The sequence below is a fragment of the Nonomuraea turcica genome (assembly GCF_030718205.1).
Classification (GTDB): domain Bacteria; phylum Actinomycetota; class Actinomycetes; order Streptosporangiales; family Streptosporangiaceae; genus Nonomuraea.
Genome location: NZ_JAUZQF010000033.1, coordinates 1 through 15,151 on the forward strand (window position 1 = coordinate 1; position 15,151 = coordinate 15,151).

Below are 15,151 nucleotides of genomic sequence, written 5' to 3' on the forward strand. Positions count from 1 at the left end.
CGGCCCAGGACGTCCACCCGGGATCCCCAATCGCCGGCCCGCACCCCGCTACGACGTTGGCAAGACCGTCAAACGCGGCCGCACTCTCGCAGCCCTACAACAATCCGGAGGATAAAGAACAAGCTAAACGGCTGTTCCACATGCGGCTGACAAGCGAACTGGCACCGTAATGCTGCCGCGTGTCAGGTCCGGTACGCGTTCGGGTTCAAAGGGCGATGATGCCGAGGTCGCGGGCGGCCTTGGCGAAGTCCCGGATCAGGCTGGTCTCGGTGGCGGTGCGCCAGATGAGCGCCCAGTGGGCCAGGGGAGCGTCGCGGATGGGCACGTAGATGTGGTCAGGCCGGGCGTAGTAGCGGATGGAGTGTGCGAAACACGGTGAGACGGCCTCACCGTTCGCGACGAGGGGGATCATTTCGGCGGAGTTGGCGACAATGGGTCCGACCCGGATGAGGCGCCCGCTGGGGGTGTGGGTGGGGACCAGCCAGTTGCGCCAGTAGTCCGGCTTGGCTCCGCCGAAGACGATCTCGTCCCCGAGGTCTTCGTACGACACCGATTCCCGGCCGGCCAGCCGGTGGCCGGGGCCCACCACGAGCACGACTGGTTCGGTGTAGACGACGGGGCCCACGGTGAGGTCGGGCTCCTTGACCGGTAACCAGGCGATCAGCAGGTCGATGTCCCCGGAGCGCAGCAGCCTGAAGGGATCGGCGAAGCCGGCGTAGCGGAGCTGGAGGTCGCATCCGGGGCGGCGGCTCTTGAAAGAGTCGAACAGCGGGCGCAGGTCCTGGGGATTCTCATTGACCATGCCCAGGACCAGCGTGTTCGTTGTCCCGCGGGCGGTCAGGGCGGCGCGTTCGATGCCGTCGCGCAGCCCGCGGTACATCGGCAGGAGATCCTGGAAGAGCTGCTGCCCGATGGGGGTCAGCGCGACGCGGCGGTTGTCGCGTTCGAACAGGGCGGCGCCGATGCGGCGCTCCTGCTTCTTGATCGCCTGGCTCACCCGGGCCGGCGTCACGTGCAGCCGCTCCGCCGTGCGGCCGAAGTGCAGCTCTTCGGCAAGGGTCAGGAAGATCTCGATGTCACGCAGTTCCACGCGGCCCCGTTCGTTGTTTAGTGAGAGGTTAAGGCACGGTACTGGATCCGGCGTTGTCCGCCCGGGCGGAATCCCGGCACGCTGATGCCGTGAACATCATCGCTTCCGCGGTGACGCTGAACGTCGACGACGTAGCGGCGTCCAGCAACTTCTTCACCGGCTACCTGGGATTTCACGAGTCGGTGGTGGGTGAGGCTCACGCCTGTCTCGTCCGCCCTGACGCCACCAGTGACGTCGTGCTGCGACTGCGGGGTGCAGGAGAGCGGCCCGTGACCGGGGTCGTGGTGACCCTCACCGTCACCGACGTCGCCGCCGAGTACGAGAGGCTTTTGCGGGAGAGGGCTCCCATCAGCATGCCGCTGCGCGAGGAGCCGTGGGCGGAGCGGCTGTTCCAGCTCACCGATCCCAACGGCATCGTGGTCCAGCTCGTGGAATGGGTGCCGCCCGCGGGCGCCTGAGCGGGCATCCCGCGTTCTCTCGGGTTCTTGACGTCCATGTGAGTACATTGTTCCGCTATGAGTACGGTGTACGCATCTTTTGAGGAGGAAACATGACAGTGACCGCCAGCCCTACGACCGCCCTCCCGCGTGACGCGGGCGAGCCCAGGAAGAAGCTCCTGTGGCGGCGGGCCGGCCGCGTGTCGGCCTGGGCCATGTGCGTGCTGGTTGTCGTCTTAGGGGTGGCGTTCTTCGCGCCGCGCCTGCCCATCGCTCCGGTGCAGGACGTGCTGGGCGTGACCGCGCTGTTCGTGCCCTGGCTGACCGGGTTCCTGCTGGTCTGTGTGCTCGGCGCCGCCGTGACGGCGGTGATGGCGTGGCGGTCCGGTCGCCGTGCCCTGTTCGGCGCCGGCGTGCTGGCCGGGCTGCTGGCAGTGCTCATGGTCGTCGTGCCCTGGGCGGCGGCCGCCCGTACCGCGGAGGTCTCCTGGTCGGACTACTTTGCCTCACCGGCCGCGGCGACCCCCACCTCGACCGAGACGTACACCACGGTCGACGGCCAGGACCTCAACATCGACGTTTACCGGCCGCGCGCGCTCGCCGCGAGCAAGCCCGCGCTGCTCTACGTCCACGGCGGCTCATGGAACTCCGGCACCCGCGCCGACAGCGCACCCTGGCTGCGCTGGATGGCCGACCAGGGCATCGCCGTCTTCTCCATCGACTACCGCCTGGCCCCGCCGCCGCGCTGGCAGGACGCGGTGGGAGACGTCAAGTGCGCGCTCGGCTGGATCCGCGCCAAGGCCGGCAAGTACGGCATCGCGCCGTCCAATGTCTCGATCGCCGGAGACTCCGCCGGTGGCCAACTCTCCATGATCGCCGCCTACACCGTCGACGACGCTCGGTTCCCGCCCTCCTGCCAGGTGCCCGAAGTGCCGGTGAAGTCCGTCATGGGCTGGTATGCGCCGACCGATTTGCCCCGCCTGCTCGACGAGAACGGCCTGCCCGGCATGGCGGCCACCGTCGCGAGCGACTACCTCGGCGGCAACATTGACACCCACCGCGACCGCTACGAGGCCTCCTCCCCAGCCGCGCACGTCCGGCCCGGCCTCCCGCCGACCCTGCTCGTCCAGGGCGACCGCGACCACATGATCCCCGCAACCCAGGCCGCCGACCTGGCCGCCCGGCTCGACGCCGTGGGCGTTCCCGCCACCGCCGTGACCATCCCCTGGGCCGAGCACAACTTCACCGGCCAGTGGGGCACCTGGGGATCGCAGATCATGCGCCCCCATGTCCAGCGGTTCCTTCAGGAACGCGTGATCAAGGGCTGAGGTGTCAGGCCGGCTCGGCGGCCGCCGGGTTGCCGAGCTCGGAAGACACCTCCACGCGGCCGCCGCGATCGCGGCCGTGGCCAGGGCCTATCGGGACGCAACGCAGCTCCGCGGAGACCAGCCGTAGAGCCACCGGACAACACCATTCGCGCACAGCGTTTCGATACGGACACGGTGTGCGCATAACGAGAACGGCAAACGCGAAGGGATGTTGGGCCATGTCGAAGGTCACCAGCTGGGACATGAAGGGCACCTGGGACAGCAAAGGCGCTTGGGAGACTCATGGGCGGTTGGAAGAGCACCAGCGCGCCGGACTGTCCGAGGCGGGCCTGCGCCGGATGCGCGACGTGCTGAGCGGCCATGTCGCCTCCGGCGCGGTCCCCGGCCTGGTCGCGCTGGTCAGCCGGGGCGACGACACGCACGTCGAGGCGATGGGCACGATGCACGCGGGCGGCGCCGAGCCGATGCGACGGGACACGATCTTCCGGATGGCGTCGCTGACCAAGCCGGTCACGGCGGCCGGGGTGATGATCCTCGTCGAGGAGTGCCGACTGCGGCTGGACGACCCGGTCGACGAGTGGCTGCCCGAGCTGGCCAACCGCCGGGTGCTCGCCCGGATCGACGCCCCGCTGGACGAGACGGTGCCCGCGGCCCGCCCGATCACCGTACGCGACCTGCTGACCTTCACCTTCGGGTTCGGCGTCGTGCTGGCGGCACCGGACACCTACCCCATCCAGACCGCCATCCGCGAACTCGGCCTGGACACCACCTCACCCGGCTTCGGGCCCCAGGAGTGGATCCGGCGGCTCGGCACGCTGCCGCTGATGCATCAGCCCGGCGAGCTGTGGCAGTACCACGTCGGCTCCGACGTGCTCAGCGTGCTCGTCGCCAGAGTGAGCGGGCAGTCGCTGGAGGAGTTCCTGCGCGAGCGGCTGTTCGCCCCGCTCGGCATGAAGGACACCGGCTTCCACGTGCCCGCCGACCGGATCCACCGGCTGCCCACCAGCTACGCGCACCATCCCGAGACCGGTGAACTGGTGGTGTGGGACGAGGCCGCCGGCGGGAAGTACAGCACGCCGCCGGTGTTCCAGGCCGGCGGCGACGGGCTGGTGTCGACCGTGGACGACTACCACGCCTTCTACCGGATGCTGCTCAACAAGGGCGCCCTGGCTGGCGAGCGGATCCTGTCCCGCGCCTCGGTCGAGCTCATGACGATGGACCACCTGACGCCGGGCCAGAAGGTCGAGAAGGACGCGTTCGGCGACCACTTCGGCCGGCAAGGCGGGTACGGCTTCGGCATGGCGGTCCGCACCCACCGCCGCGACCTGGCCTCACCGGGCCAGTTCGGCTGGGACGGCGGACTGGGCACCACCGCCTACGCCGACCCCGCCGAAGGCCTCACAGGCATCCTGCTGACCCAAAGTGCGATGGACTCGGCCCACACACCACGCCTGCACCGCGACTTCTGGACCACCGCCTACCAGGCAATCAATTGAACACGACACCTCAAACAGCCCGACCGAAGCCTGACCACTCTGCGGGACCCGCAGCCCCCATGGATGGGTTACACGTACCTGATCGATTCCAAGTCACCGAGGATCTCCGGATGGGCACGTTCGGCAACTGGCGGGAAGCGTCTTCAAGTGTCTTTGATGACGAGCTTCTCGCCCACGTGGACGATGACCTCACTGGCCTTCTCGGCACCGTGCTGCGGTGCGGCGGGCCCCCAACGGTCAGCTTCCGACCGGCAACATGGACGACGACTACAGGCCCCTCTCAATGGTCCTTGGTACAGCGGAAGGCATGGGATGGCGTATGAACGGCGCCATCTGGCAGAACCTTCACCTGGAGCGGAGCACCGCCCACCGCTTCATGGCTCGGTAACGTTTGAGGAGGACCGTGATTTGTCGTAGTCACGCGTGCCGTTCAGCTCGTCGAGCAGATCGTCGGGGCATAACTCGTAGAGGTCACCCCACGCGTCGCGCCCTGTTGTCCCAGATCCGGTAGCCGCTAGGAACGCCTCTGGCGACGTGGCGTCTCCTGCCCATGCCTTCGTCACCTGCAACCCGCCGGTTCAGGGGTCAAGCTCGACGATCAGCCACGTTACTCGATGATCCAGGGTGAGGAACAAACCCTGGATCATCGATCGCCCCCCAAAGCACGTATGGCGGCCGGCCACGCCGTGGCGATCGCAAAGGCTGCATTCGTGCGGCGGCGGGGCAACCCCGGACCGGCGCGTTCGGTCGGTACGGCGGGGCAGGGGTACGATGCCCGGCCCCGTGTCCCGGGCGGGGCATCGGGCCGGCGTCCCGCCGCCGTCCGGGACCGCCCGAGGCCGCATGCCCGGACGGCGGGCGGGCGGAGGGCCGGCGGCGCGCCGCGCCGCCGCGCACCACCCACGTGGCCACGCTCCAGATGAAGGGCCAGCAACCGCATGGACGAGGCCCTCTGCGGCACGCCCTGATGGGCAACTGCAACCCTGATACCCACAGAGATCAAAAAGGCCCTCTCCCCGATCGGGGAGAGGGCCTTCCGCCTGCGGAGGATCGGGGATTTGAACCCCGGATGGGCGGTAAACCCAAACCGCATTAGCAGCTCGGACCTTGGCCGTCCCGATCAGTTCAACCTGGGCCAACAGGCGCGCGTGGTCCGCTTGGAACGGTCACCAACTACGGCGACGGCACGGTGTCGGCATACCAGCCGCGCGATCTGGCGTCGGCGAAGGTGATTCGCGTCGGCGGCGGCCCACACGGCGCCCGGCCGACCCCGGACGGCAACTCCCTGGTCGTAGCCAACATGGAGGCCGAAACGGTCGACGTCATCGACACCCGGACCGACGCCAAGACCGCCGCCGTGCCTGTGGGCGGCCCACCTGTGCAGGTGGCGATCTCCTGCAACGGCCGCTACGCCTACGCCACCGTCTCCCGGCCCGCCGGCGTGGTGAAGATCGACCTGCGGACCGCCAAGATCGTCGCACGCACCGCAGTGCCGGCCGCGCCCGCACAGGCGTACCTCACACCGCATGGGCGGACGCTCCTGTCGGCCGACCAGGGGACCGAGGAGAAGCCGGGCACCTCGATCTCCCTCATCGACACCGAGAGCATGACGGTCACCGGCCAGATCGCCACCGGCTCGGGCCCGCACGGCCTGGTCGTCGATCCCACCGGCCGCCGGGCCTGGGTGACGAACGTCTACGACGGCACCGTCTCCGTCCTCGACCTGCGTGCCCGCAAGGCCATCGCCACCGTTGAGGTGGGCGACGAGCCGAACGGGATCAGCTTCGCCACCCGCCCGCCCACCATGCCTGCCGCCGCCTGCATGCAGGTGACGCTTCCCCCGGCCACATCCCGTCCAGCACACACGGACAGACCGCACGACCACGACACGACACGACACGACACGACACGACACGACAGGAACGGAATGACCCAGCTGACGACACGGTCAAGCAGTGTGCTCGGCGGGTTGCGGCCCGCCGGGCACCCAAGTGGCTGCCTGCGTCACTGCTGTGGAGCTGCTCCGTTGAGTCGCGGGCCGACGATGCGGCGGCCGGAGACCTGCTCGGCCTCGACCACGATGTAGTGGTCTCGGCTGCCGGGCGCCCACGTGGTCAGGGGGAGCGCGGCCAGCCGATTGATCTCGGCGGGGTCGGTCACGGCGCGGGCGTGTCCCACCGCGGTGACCGACCAGCCCGTGCGCAGATCGGGGTCGAACTCGTCGGCCTCGAAGGCCACCACGGCCCGGCGGGTGGCGGCGGCCAGCTTCGATCCGATCGAGGTGCGGATCACGATGAACAGGCCGTCGAGATGGAAGTTGACCGGTTGCACGGCCGGCAGGGCGCGATCGGTGAACACGATGCGCCCGATCGGTGTGGTGGACAGCAGGGTGAGACACTCCTCGCGGGAGAGCACCTGAAGTCCTGACGAGTCGAGCTGCATACCTCTCAACATTCCCGCTTTCGCCCCTTCCGCGGTAGGGACGAAAGTCCCATCGTTCCTGCAGAACGGCTCATGGGCGGGCGCGCTGGCTGACCTGCTCCCTAGCCACGGCGCACCCGAGTAGGGCTGGCCGTACCCTCTGCTCCCCGCCCACGCCGGGCGGTGGCCCTTCAGGCCAAGGCAGCCGCATGCGGGCCTTGCCCCGGCTCCCCGTGACAGGCGAAGATCCACACGAAAGGCGGTGGCGCCCCTGTGTCTCTGTACAAGTCGATCATCCTCCTCGGCGGCGCCTCCGGCGTCGGCAAGACCCAGATCTCCTATCCATTGGCACGCCTCCTCGGCATCCCGATCGTCGAGGTGGACGACCTCGTCGAGGCGCTGCAGGCGATGACCACGCCCGACCAGGCGCCGCTGCTGCACTACTGGCAGACCCATCCCGAGGCCCACACGCTGCCTCCCGAGAAGATCGTCGAGCTGCAGATAGCCGCGGCTCAGGCCCTCACGCCGGCCGTGGCCGCGGTCATCGCCAACCATCTGAACACCGGCACCCCGGTTCTCATCGAGGGTGACTACCTGCTGCCGGCGCTGGCCGTTGCGGGGAGTTTCGCCGGTACGGCCGCGGCCGACCGGGTTCGCGCGGTCTTCCTGCACGAGCCGGACGAGCGGCAACTGGTGGACAACTACTGGCGGCGCGAGCCGGACGCGGGCGAGCAGCACACGCGGGCCCGGGTGAGCCGCCTATACGGCGACTGGCTGGCCGGACAGGCCCGCGAACTGGGTGTTCCGGTCGTCTCCGCGCGCCCGTGGCCAGACGTGGTGGATCGCGTGACCGCCGCGCTCGGATTCGCGCCCTGACGGTTTGCTCGCCGAACGATGGGTACGCACCGCACGCGCGAGGTGCCCCAGACCGAAAGTCCCGTCAATCCCGCCGATCAGCCCGCAGGCGCGCGGCCAGCGCGGCGGCCTGCGTGCGGCGCTGCATGTTGAGCTTGGCCAGCAGGTTGGACACGTAATTCTTGACGGTCTTCTCCGCCAGGAACAGCCGCTCGCCGATCTGCCGGTTGGTCAGGCCCTCGCCGATCAGGTCGAGGATGTGCCGCTCCTGCTCCGACAACGCGGCCAGCGGGTCCTGCCTGGAGGCTTGGTCGCGCAGTCGCTGCAGCATGGCGGCGGTGGTTTGCGGGTCCAGCAGCGATTCTCCGGCGGCGACCGTGCGGACCGCGCCGACCAGGTCGGAGCCGTGGATCTGCTTGAGCACATACCCGGAGGCGCCGGCCATCACCGCGTCGAACAGCGCGTCGTCGTCGGCGAAGGAGGTCAGCATGAGGCAGGCCAGCCCGGGCAGCCGGGAGCGCACCTCGCGGCACACGTCCACGCCGTTGCCGTCCGGCAGTCGCACGTCCAGCACCGCGACATCGGGGCGCAACGCCGGGATGCGGGCGATGGCCGACTCCGCGGTTCCTGCCTCCCCGATCACCTCAATGTCGTCCTCGGCCTCCAGCAGGGCGGCCACGCCCCGTCGTACGACCTCATGATCGTCGAGGAGAAACACACGAATCATGCCTTCGACGCTATCCGGTCTGGCCACGCAGCCATAGGGACCAAGGTCCTCAGCCCAGCTCGACGGGCAGACCGTTGGCAGGCCGTCGGTTGATCGTGGGCCTATCGGGCCCGTGACAAGGGACTTTGGTCCCTGTCGGAGAAAGTGCGGCGGGCACGAGCCTTGAGCCATGTCCGCTGGACCGCTGTGGCAAGGAAGATGTTGTGACTGATATCGACGCGATTCCCGGCATGGGGCCGCTGCTGGCCGCCCGGAAGTTCTTCACCAAGGCAGAGGTGTCGGCCGACGGTCGCACCCTGCACCAGATCGACCCCAGCGCTTGGGACCGCTTCTACCGGGACCGGTGGGCGCACGACAAGGTGGTGCGCTCGACGCATGGCGTGAACTGCACGGGGTCGTGCTCGTGGCAGGTGTTCGTCAAGGACGGGCTGATCACGTGGGAGCACCAGGCGACCGACTATCCGTCGGTGGGGCCGGAGTCGCCGGAGTACGAGCCGCGCGGTTGCCCGCGGGGTGCGTCGTTCTCCTGGTATACCTACTCGCCGTCGCGGGTGCGGTACCCGTACGTGCGCGGGGTGCTGCTGGAGATGTGGCGGGAGGCCAAGGCCAGGCTGGGGGATCCGGTGCTGGCGTGGGCGGAGCTGACCGGCGACCCCTACCGGGCCAGGACGTACAAGCGCGCCCGTGGCAAGGGCGGGTTCGTGCGCTCCAGCTGGGACGAGGTCCTCGAGCTGATGGCCGCGGCCCATGTGCACACGGTCAAGGAGTACGGCCCTGACCGGGTGGTGGGGTTCTCGCCGATTCCGGCGATGTCGATGGCGTCGTTCGCGGCCGGGACGCGGTTCCTGTCGATGATCGGTGGCACGTTGTTGTCGTTCTACGACTGGTATGCGGACCTTCCGATCGCCTCGCCGCAGGTGTGGGGCGATCAGACGGATGTGCCGGAGGCGGCGGACTGGTGGAACTCCCGCTACCTGATCATGTGGGGCTCCAACATCCCGGTCACCCGGACGCCGGACGCCCATTTCATGACCGAGGCGCGCTACCAGGGCACCAAGGTGGTGGCGGTCAGCCCGGACTACGCCGACAACGTCAAGTTCGCCGACGACTGGCTGGCCCCGCACCCGGGCACGGACGGCGCACTGGCCATGGCGATGGGCCACGTGACGCTGACGGAGTTCTTCCGCGACCGCCAGGTCCCGTACTTCACCGACTATGTGCGGAAATATACCGACTTGCCGTTCCTGGTGACGTTGGAGCCGCGCGACGACGCGTACGTGCCGCGCCGCTTCCTGACCGCCGCGGACCTGGGCGAGCAGAGCGAGAACGCCGAGTTCAAGACCGTCTTCCTGGACGAGGAGACGGGTGAGCCGGAGGTGCCGAACGGCTCGCTCGGCTTCCGGTGGGGCCAGGAGGGTGAGGGCCGCTGGAACCTGGACCTGCACGGTGCGACCCCCACGCTGACGCTGCTCGACCGGTCGGATCGCGCGGTGGAGGTCGACCTGCCGCGTTTCGACGAGGGTGCCACCGAGGGCGGCTGCGTGATGCGGCGCGGTGTGCCGGTGACCGAAGTGGGCGGCAGGCTGGTCACGACGGTGTTCGACCTGCTCATGGCGCAGTACGGGGTCTCCCGCGGCGATCTGCCCGGCGAGTGGCCGGCGGGTTACGAGGACGCCTCGCAGCCGTACACGCCTGCCTGGGCCGAGGAGATCACGTCGGTGCCGGCGGCGACGATCGCCAGGATCGGTCGCGAGTTCGCCCGTAACGCCGAGCGCACCGAGGGCCGGTCGATGATCGCGATGGGGGCGGGCACGAACCACTGGTTCCACTCCGACCAGATCTACCGCGCGTTCCTGACGCTGGTGCTGCTGACCGGCTGCCAGGGCGTCAACGGCGGCGGCTGGGGCCACTATGTGGGTCAGGAGAAGGTCCGCCCGATCACCGGGTTCCAGCACCTGGCCTTCGCCTTCGACTGGCAGCGGCCGACCCGGCACATGGCCGGTACCGCGTTCTGGTATCTGGCCACCGACCAGTGGCGCTACGAGCAGATCCGGGCCGATGAACTGGCGAGTCCGCTGGGGGAGGGCCTGTTCAAGGGGCGGTCGTTCGCCGACTGCAACGCCCAGGCGGCGCGGCTGGGCTGGCTGCCGTCGCACCCGACGTTCAACCGCAACCCGCTCACGCTCGCCGACGAGGCCGCCGCCAAGGGCATCCCCGCCGCTGAGCATGTGGTGAACGAGCTCACAGCCGGCCGGCTGCGGTTCGCCGCCGAAGACCCGGGCGACCCCGCCAACTACCCACGGGTGCTGACCGTGTGGCGGGCCAACCTGCTCGGCTCCTCCGGCAAGGGCAACGAGTACTTCCTGCGCCACCTGCTCGGCACTGACGCCGAGATGCGCAACACCGAAGGCGTCCACCCGGTCGAGGTGACCTGGCGCGAGGAGGCCGCCGAAGGCAAGCTCGACCTGCTGACCACGATCGACTTCCGGATGACGTCCACAGCGCTCTTCGCCGACGTCGTGCTGCCGGCCGCCACCTGGTACGAGAAGCACGACCTGTCCTCGACCGACATGCACCCGTTCGTGCACGCCTTCAACCCGGCCATCGCCCCGCCCTGGCAGACCCGTCCCGACTACGACGTCTTCCTCGGCCTGGCCGACAAGTTCTCCGAGCTGGCCGCTCGCCACCTGGGCAAGCGCACGGACGTGCTGGCGATCCCGCTCACCCACGACACCCCCGACGAGCTGGCCCAGCCCGGCGGCCGGGTACGCGACTGGAAGTACGGCGAGTGCGAGCCGATCCCCGGTAAGACCATGCCGAAGATCATCACGATCGAGCGTGACTACGCCGCCATCGGCGAGCGTGTGCGCGGCATCGGCCCGCTGTTCGCCGACCTGGGCCTGACCACCAAGGGCATCACCTACCGGGTCGCGCCGGAGCTGGAGTATCTGCGCAGCCAGAACGGCGTCACCCCCGAAGGCCGCATCTCGCTGGAGTCGGCCGATCGGATGTGTGAGGCCATCCTCGCGCTGTCCGGCACCACCAACGGCCGCCTGTCCACGCAGGGCTTCGAGACCTTGGAGAAGCGCACCGGCACCCGGCTCGCCGACCTGGCTGCCGAGCACGAGGGCAAGCGCATCACGTTCGCCGACACGCAATCCAGGCCGCAACCGGTGATCACCTCACCGGAGTGGTCGGGGTCGGAGACCGGCGGACGCCGCTACTCCGCCTTCGTCATCAACGTCGAGCGGGACAAGCCCTGGCACACGCTGACCGGCCGCCAGCATTTCTTCCTCGACCACGACTGGATCATCGAGCTGGGGGAGCAGTTGCCCGCCTACCGGCCGCCGCTCAACATGCGCCGCCACTACGGCGAACAGGGCGACGGGCAGGACGGGGCCGAGGTGACCGTGCGCTACCTGACCCCGCATTCGAAGTGGTCCATCCACTCTGAATACCAGGACAACGCCTACATGCTGGCCCTGTCGCGCGGCGGTCCCACGATCTGGGTGAGCGTCGAGGACGCCGCGAAGATCGGGGTGGCCGACAACGACTGGATCGAGGCATACAACCGCAACGGCGTGGTCGTGGCCCGGGCGGTGGTCTCGCACCGCATGCCCGCCGGGACCGTGTACATGTACCACGCCAAGGACCGCAACGTGAACGTCCCACTGACGGAGAAGTCGGGGCGGCGCGGCGGCGTGCACAACTCCCTGACCCGGCTGCTGCTCAAGCCCAGCCACCTCATCGGCGGGTACGCGCAGTTCACCTACGCCTTCAACTACTACGGGCCGACCGGCAACCAGCGTGACGAGATCACCGTGATCCGCCGCCGCACCCAGGAGGTCGATTACTGATGCGCGTCATGGCACAGGTCGCCATGGTCATGAACCTGGACAAGTGCATCGGCTGCCACACCTGCTCGGTCACCTGCAAGCAGACCTGGACCAACCGGGACGGCGTCGAGTACGTCTGGTTCAACAACGTCGAGACCAAGCCCGGCGTCGGCTACCCCAAGCGCTACGAGGACCAGGACCGCTGGCACGGCGGCTGGATGCTGGACCGGCGCGGCCGGCTCAAGCTCCGCGCCGGCGGCCGCGTCAAGCGCCTGCTCAACCTGTTCTCCAACCCCGACCTGCCCGGCCTGGACCACTACTACGAGCCGGCGACCTACGACTACGACACCCTCATCAACGCCCCCGCCGGTCCGCACACCCCGGTCATCCGCCCCAAATCCGCCATCACCGGGCGCGACATGGCCATCACGTGGGGCGCGAACTGGGAGGACGATCTCGGCGGCGCCCCCGAGCACGCCCCGGCCGACCCCAACCTGGCGGCCATGGCGGAGAAGGTGAAGATGGAGTTCGACAAGACCTTCATGTTCCACCTGCCACGCATCTGCGAGCACTGCCTCAACCCGGCGTGCGTCGCCGCCTGCCCGTCCGGCGCCATGTACAAGCGCGAAGAGGACGGCATCGTCCTGGTCGACCAGGACCGCTGCCGCGGCTGGCGCATGTGCGTGTCCTCGTGCCCGTACAAGAAGGTGTACGTCAACCACAAGACCGGCAAGGCCGAGAAGTGCACGTTCTGCTTCCCGCGGATCGAGGCGGGCCAGCCGACCGTGTGCGCCGAGACCTGCGTCGGCCGGCTGCGCTACATCGGCCTCATCCTGTACGACGCCGACGCCGTGCTGGACGCGGCCCGTGTCGCCGATCCACGCGACCTGCTGGAGGCGCAGCGCAAGGTCTTCCTCGACCCGTCCCATCCCCAGGTGGTCGAGGCGGCCCGCGCAGGCGGGATCAGCGAGGACTGGATCCAGGCGGCGCAGCGCTCGCCGATCTACCGGCTGGCCATGCGTTACCGGGTCGCGCTGCCGCTGCACCCCGAGTACCGCACCCTGCCCATGGTCTGGTATATCCCGCCGCTGTCACCCGTACTCGACGCCGTGACCGGCGCGGGCGCCGACGCCGACGACCCCGACAACATCTTCCACGCCATCACCGACCTGCGCATCCCCCTCGACTACCTGGCCAGCCTGTTCACGGCCGGGGACACCGAGGTCGTGGCGGGAGTGCTGATGAAGCTGTCGGCGATGCGCGCCTACATGCGGGCCCGCACCATCGACGGCACCGTCGCCACGGACCTGCTGGAGTCGGCCGGGATGACGGCCTCCGACATGGAGGACATGTACCGGCTGCTGGCCATCGCCAAGTACGACGAGCGCTACGTCGTGCCCGCCGCCCACCGCGAGGACGCCGCCGCCCTGTCCGCCCAGGTGGACGGATGCAGCCTCGACGGCGACGGAGGCCCCGGCATGAGCGAGTTCCACCCGACCGGCCTCACCGGCCGCCGCAGCGACGGCCGCATGGCGCTGAAGCTCTTCGTCGGCAAGGGAGGCACGGCGTGAAGCTCCTGTCCTGGCCCCGGCGGGCGGCCGCCGCCCCGCCCGTCCAGTCCCAGCACACCGCGCGCATCCGCGACGGGCACACAGCGCCCGAGCACCGTGCGGTGCTGCTCCGGCTGGTCTCCATCCTTCTGCAGTACCCGGACGCCGGCCTGATCGCCGCCCGCGACGAGCTGACCGAGGCGGTGAGCGGCCTGCCGGAGTCGGCGGCACGCGAGTCGCTGACGCGGTTCCTCACGTGGTTCCGCGACACCGAGCCGATGGCGCTGGCCCGCGCCTACGTCGAGACGTTCGACCTGCGCCGTAAGTCCAGCCTCTACCTCACCTACTACCTGCACGGCGACACTCGCCGCCGCGGCATGGCCCTGCTGACGCTCAAGCAGCGTTACCGCGTGGCCGGGCTCACCCCGCCCGAGGGCGAGCTGCCCGACTTCCTGCCGGTGGTCTGCGAGTTCGCCGCCCTGGCGGGCCCGGCCACGGGCGAGGCGCCGCTGCGTCAGCACCGCAAGGGCCTGGAGCTCATCCGCACGGCTCTGCACGAGGGCGGCTCGCCCTACTTCCTCGTCCTCGACGCGCTCTGCGCCGAGCTGCCCGATCTATCCGCGGCCGAGCACGCCGCCGTCGCCGACCTCGCGTTGGCGGGTCCGCCCGCCGAGGAGGTTGGGCTGGCCCCATACGGTCCGCCGCTCACCGAATTGGAGGTAAGACCGTGAGCGTCGCGCTCTGGGGCGTCGTCCCCTATATTGCTCTGACGATCTTCGTCGTCGGTCACGTCTGGCGCTGGCGCGTCGACCAGTTCGGCTGGACCACCCGCACCACGCAGGTGCTGGAGAGCAGACTGCTGCGGCTCGGCTCACCGCTGTTCCACCTCGGCGCGTTCGCCGCCATCGGCGGCCACGTGCTCGGCCTGCTCGTCCCCAAGTCATGGACCGAGACGGTGGGCGTCGACGAGCATCTCTATCACCTGGTGTCGGTAAGCGCCGGAACCGTCGCCGGGCTGATGGTGATCGCGGGGCTCGCGCTGCTGCTGGCCCGCCGCTTCACCAGCCCGCGGGTACGCCGCACCACCACCCGCGCCGACAAAGTCCTGTTCGCCGTCCTGGCCGTCGTGATCCTGCTCGGCATGACCGCGACCGTCGGCAAGAACCCGCTCGGCGGCGGCTACGACTACCGCGCCACCATCGCCGTCTGGTTCCGTGGCGTGCTGTCCTTCCGCCCCGACCCGAACCTGATGGCCGACGTGCCGCTGATCTTCCAGCTGCACGCCATGTCGGCCTGGCTGCTGGCCGCGATCTGGCCGTTCACCAGGCTCGTCCACGTCTGGTCGGCACCCATCGCGTACCTATGGCGGCCCTACGTCGTCTACCGGCGGCGCCTTCCCGCGCACCGATGA

At 69.3% G+C, this 15,151-nt stretch carries 13 protein-coding genes; 9 read left to right on the top strand and 4 right to left on the bottom strand.

Features of this window, described 5'->3' with window-relative positions; translation table 11 throughout:
• Window positions 1–205: 205 nt before the first annotated feature.
• Window positions 206–1,090 (bottom strand): LysR family transcriptional regulator, encoded by an 885-nt coding sequence (locus Q9G87_RS51550; protein WP_305924039.1) that lies wholly within the window; start codon window positions 1,088–1,090, stop codon window positions 206–208.
• Between the two features lie 89 nt (window positions 1,091–1,179).
• Here Q9G87_RS51550 and Q9G87_RS51555 point away from each other — a divergent pair, with 89 nt between their 5' ends.
• Both Q9G87_RS51555 and Q9G87_RS51560 read left to right on the top strand, forming a co-directional pair.
• Window positions 1,180–1,548, top strand: coding sequence for a VOC family protein (locus Q9G87_RS51555; protein ID WP_305924040.1), 369 nt, complete (start codon window positions 1,180–1,182; stop codon window positions 1,546–1,548).
• A gap of 92 nt (window positions 1,549–1,640) precedes the next feature.
• Complete coding sequence (locus Q9G87_RS51560; protein ID WP_305924041.1) at window positions 1,641–2,855, top strand: alpha/beta hydrolase; 1,215 nt, start codon at window positions 1,641–1,643, stop codon at window positions 2,853–2,855.
• A gap of 4 nt (window positions 2,856–2,859) precedes the next feature.
• Here Q9G87_RS51560 and Q9G87_RS51565 read toward each other — a convergent pair whose 3' ends face one another.
• Window positions 2,860–2,988 carry a hypothetical protein gene (locus tag Q9G87_RS51565; protein WP_305924042.1) on the bottom strand — a complete coding sequence of 43 codons (129 nt, stop codon included), beginning with the start codon at window positions 2,986–2,988 and terminating at the stop codon, window positions 2,860–2,862.
• Between the two features lie 85 nt (window positions 2,989–3,073).
• On the opposite strand from Q9G87_RS51565, the gene Q9G87_RS51570 reads away from it, so the two are divergent.
• The gene (locus tag Q9G87_RS51570; protein WP_305924043.1) at window positions 3,074–4,351 is read left to right on the top strand and encodes a serine hydrolase domain-containing protein; all 1,278 of its coding nucleotides are present in this window, start codon (window positions 3,074–3,076) and stop codon (window positions 4,349–4,351) included.
• A gap of 1,189 nt (window positions 4,352–5,540) precedes the next feature.
• On the top strand, window positions 5,541–6,437 hold the full coding sequence (locus Q9G87_RS51575) for a YncE family protein (protein WP_305924044.1): 897 nt from the start codon (window positions 5,541–5,543) through the stop codon (window positions 6,435–6,437).
• Here Q9G87_RS51575 and Q9G87_RS51580 read toward each other — a convergent pair.
• The gene (locus Q9G87_RS51580; RefSeq protein WP_305924045.1) at window positions 6,356–6,793 is read right to left on the bottom strand and encodes a pyridoxamine 5'-phosphate oxidase family protein; all 438 of its coding nucleotides are present in this window, start codon (window positions 6,791–6,793) and stop codon (window positions 6,356–6,358) included. The two genes, Q9G87_RS51575 and Q9G87_RS51580, sit on opposite strands and share 82 nt — an antisense overlap.
• 252 nt (window positions 6,794–7,045) lie before the next feature.
• Between Q9G87_RS51580 and Q9G87_RS51585 the strand changes: the two genes are divergently transcribed.
• Complete coding sequence (locus Q9G87_RS51585; RefSeq protein WP_305924046.1) at window positions 7,046–7,648, top strand: hypothetical protein; 603 nt, start codon at window positions 7,046–7,048, stop codon at window positions 7,646–7,648.
• A gap of 64 nt (window positions 7,649–7,712) precedes the next feature.
• Here Q9G87_RS51585 and Q9G87_RS51590 read toward each other — a convergent pair whose 3' ends face one another.
• Window positions 7,713–8,354 (bottom strand): response regulator, encoded by a 642-nt coding sequence (locus tag Q9G87_RS51590; protein ID WP_305924047.1) that lies wholly within the window; start codon window positions 8,352–8,354, stop codon window positions 7,713–7,715.
• A gap of 230 nt (window positions 8,355–8,584) precedes the next feature.
• Between Q9G87_RS51590 and Q9G87_RS51595 the strand changes: the two genes are divergently transcribed.
• The 4 genes from Q9G87_RS51595 to narI are packed head-to-tail and all read left to right on the top strand — an operon-like array spanning window position 8,585 to window position 15,151.
• Entirely contained in the window at window positions 8,585–12,211 is a 3,627-nt protein-coding gene (locus Q9G87_RS51595; protein WP_305924136.1) for a nitrate reductase subunit alpha, read from the top strand.
• Entirely contained in the window at window positions 12,211–13,761 is a 1,551-nt protein-coding gene (gene narH / locus Q9G87_RS51600; protein WP_305924048.1) for a nitrate reductase subunit beta, read from the top strand. The genes Q9G87_RS51595 and narH overlap by 1 nt, the downstream gene beginning before the upstream one ends.
• A complete protein-coding gene (gene narJ, locus Q9G87_RS51605; protein ID WP_305924049.1) occupies window positions 13,758–14,471 on the top strand; it encodes a nitrate reductase molybdenum cofactor assembly chaperone in 714 nt (237 codons plus the stop codon). The genes narH and narJ overlap by 4 nt, the downstream gene beginning before the upstream one ends.
• On the top strand, window positions 14,468–15,151 hold the full coding sequence (gene narI / locus Q9G87_RS51610) for a respiratory nitrate reductase subunit gamma (RefSeq protein ID WP_305924050.1): 684 nt from the start codon (window positions 14,468–14,470) through the stop codon (window positions 15,149–15,151). Before narJ ends, narI begins: the two co-directional genes overlap by 4 nt.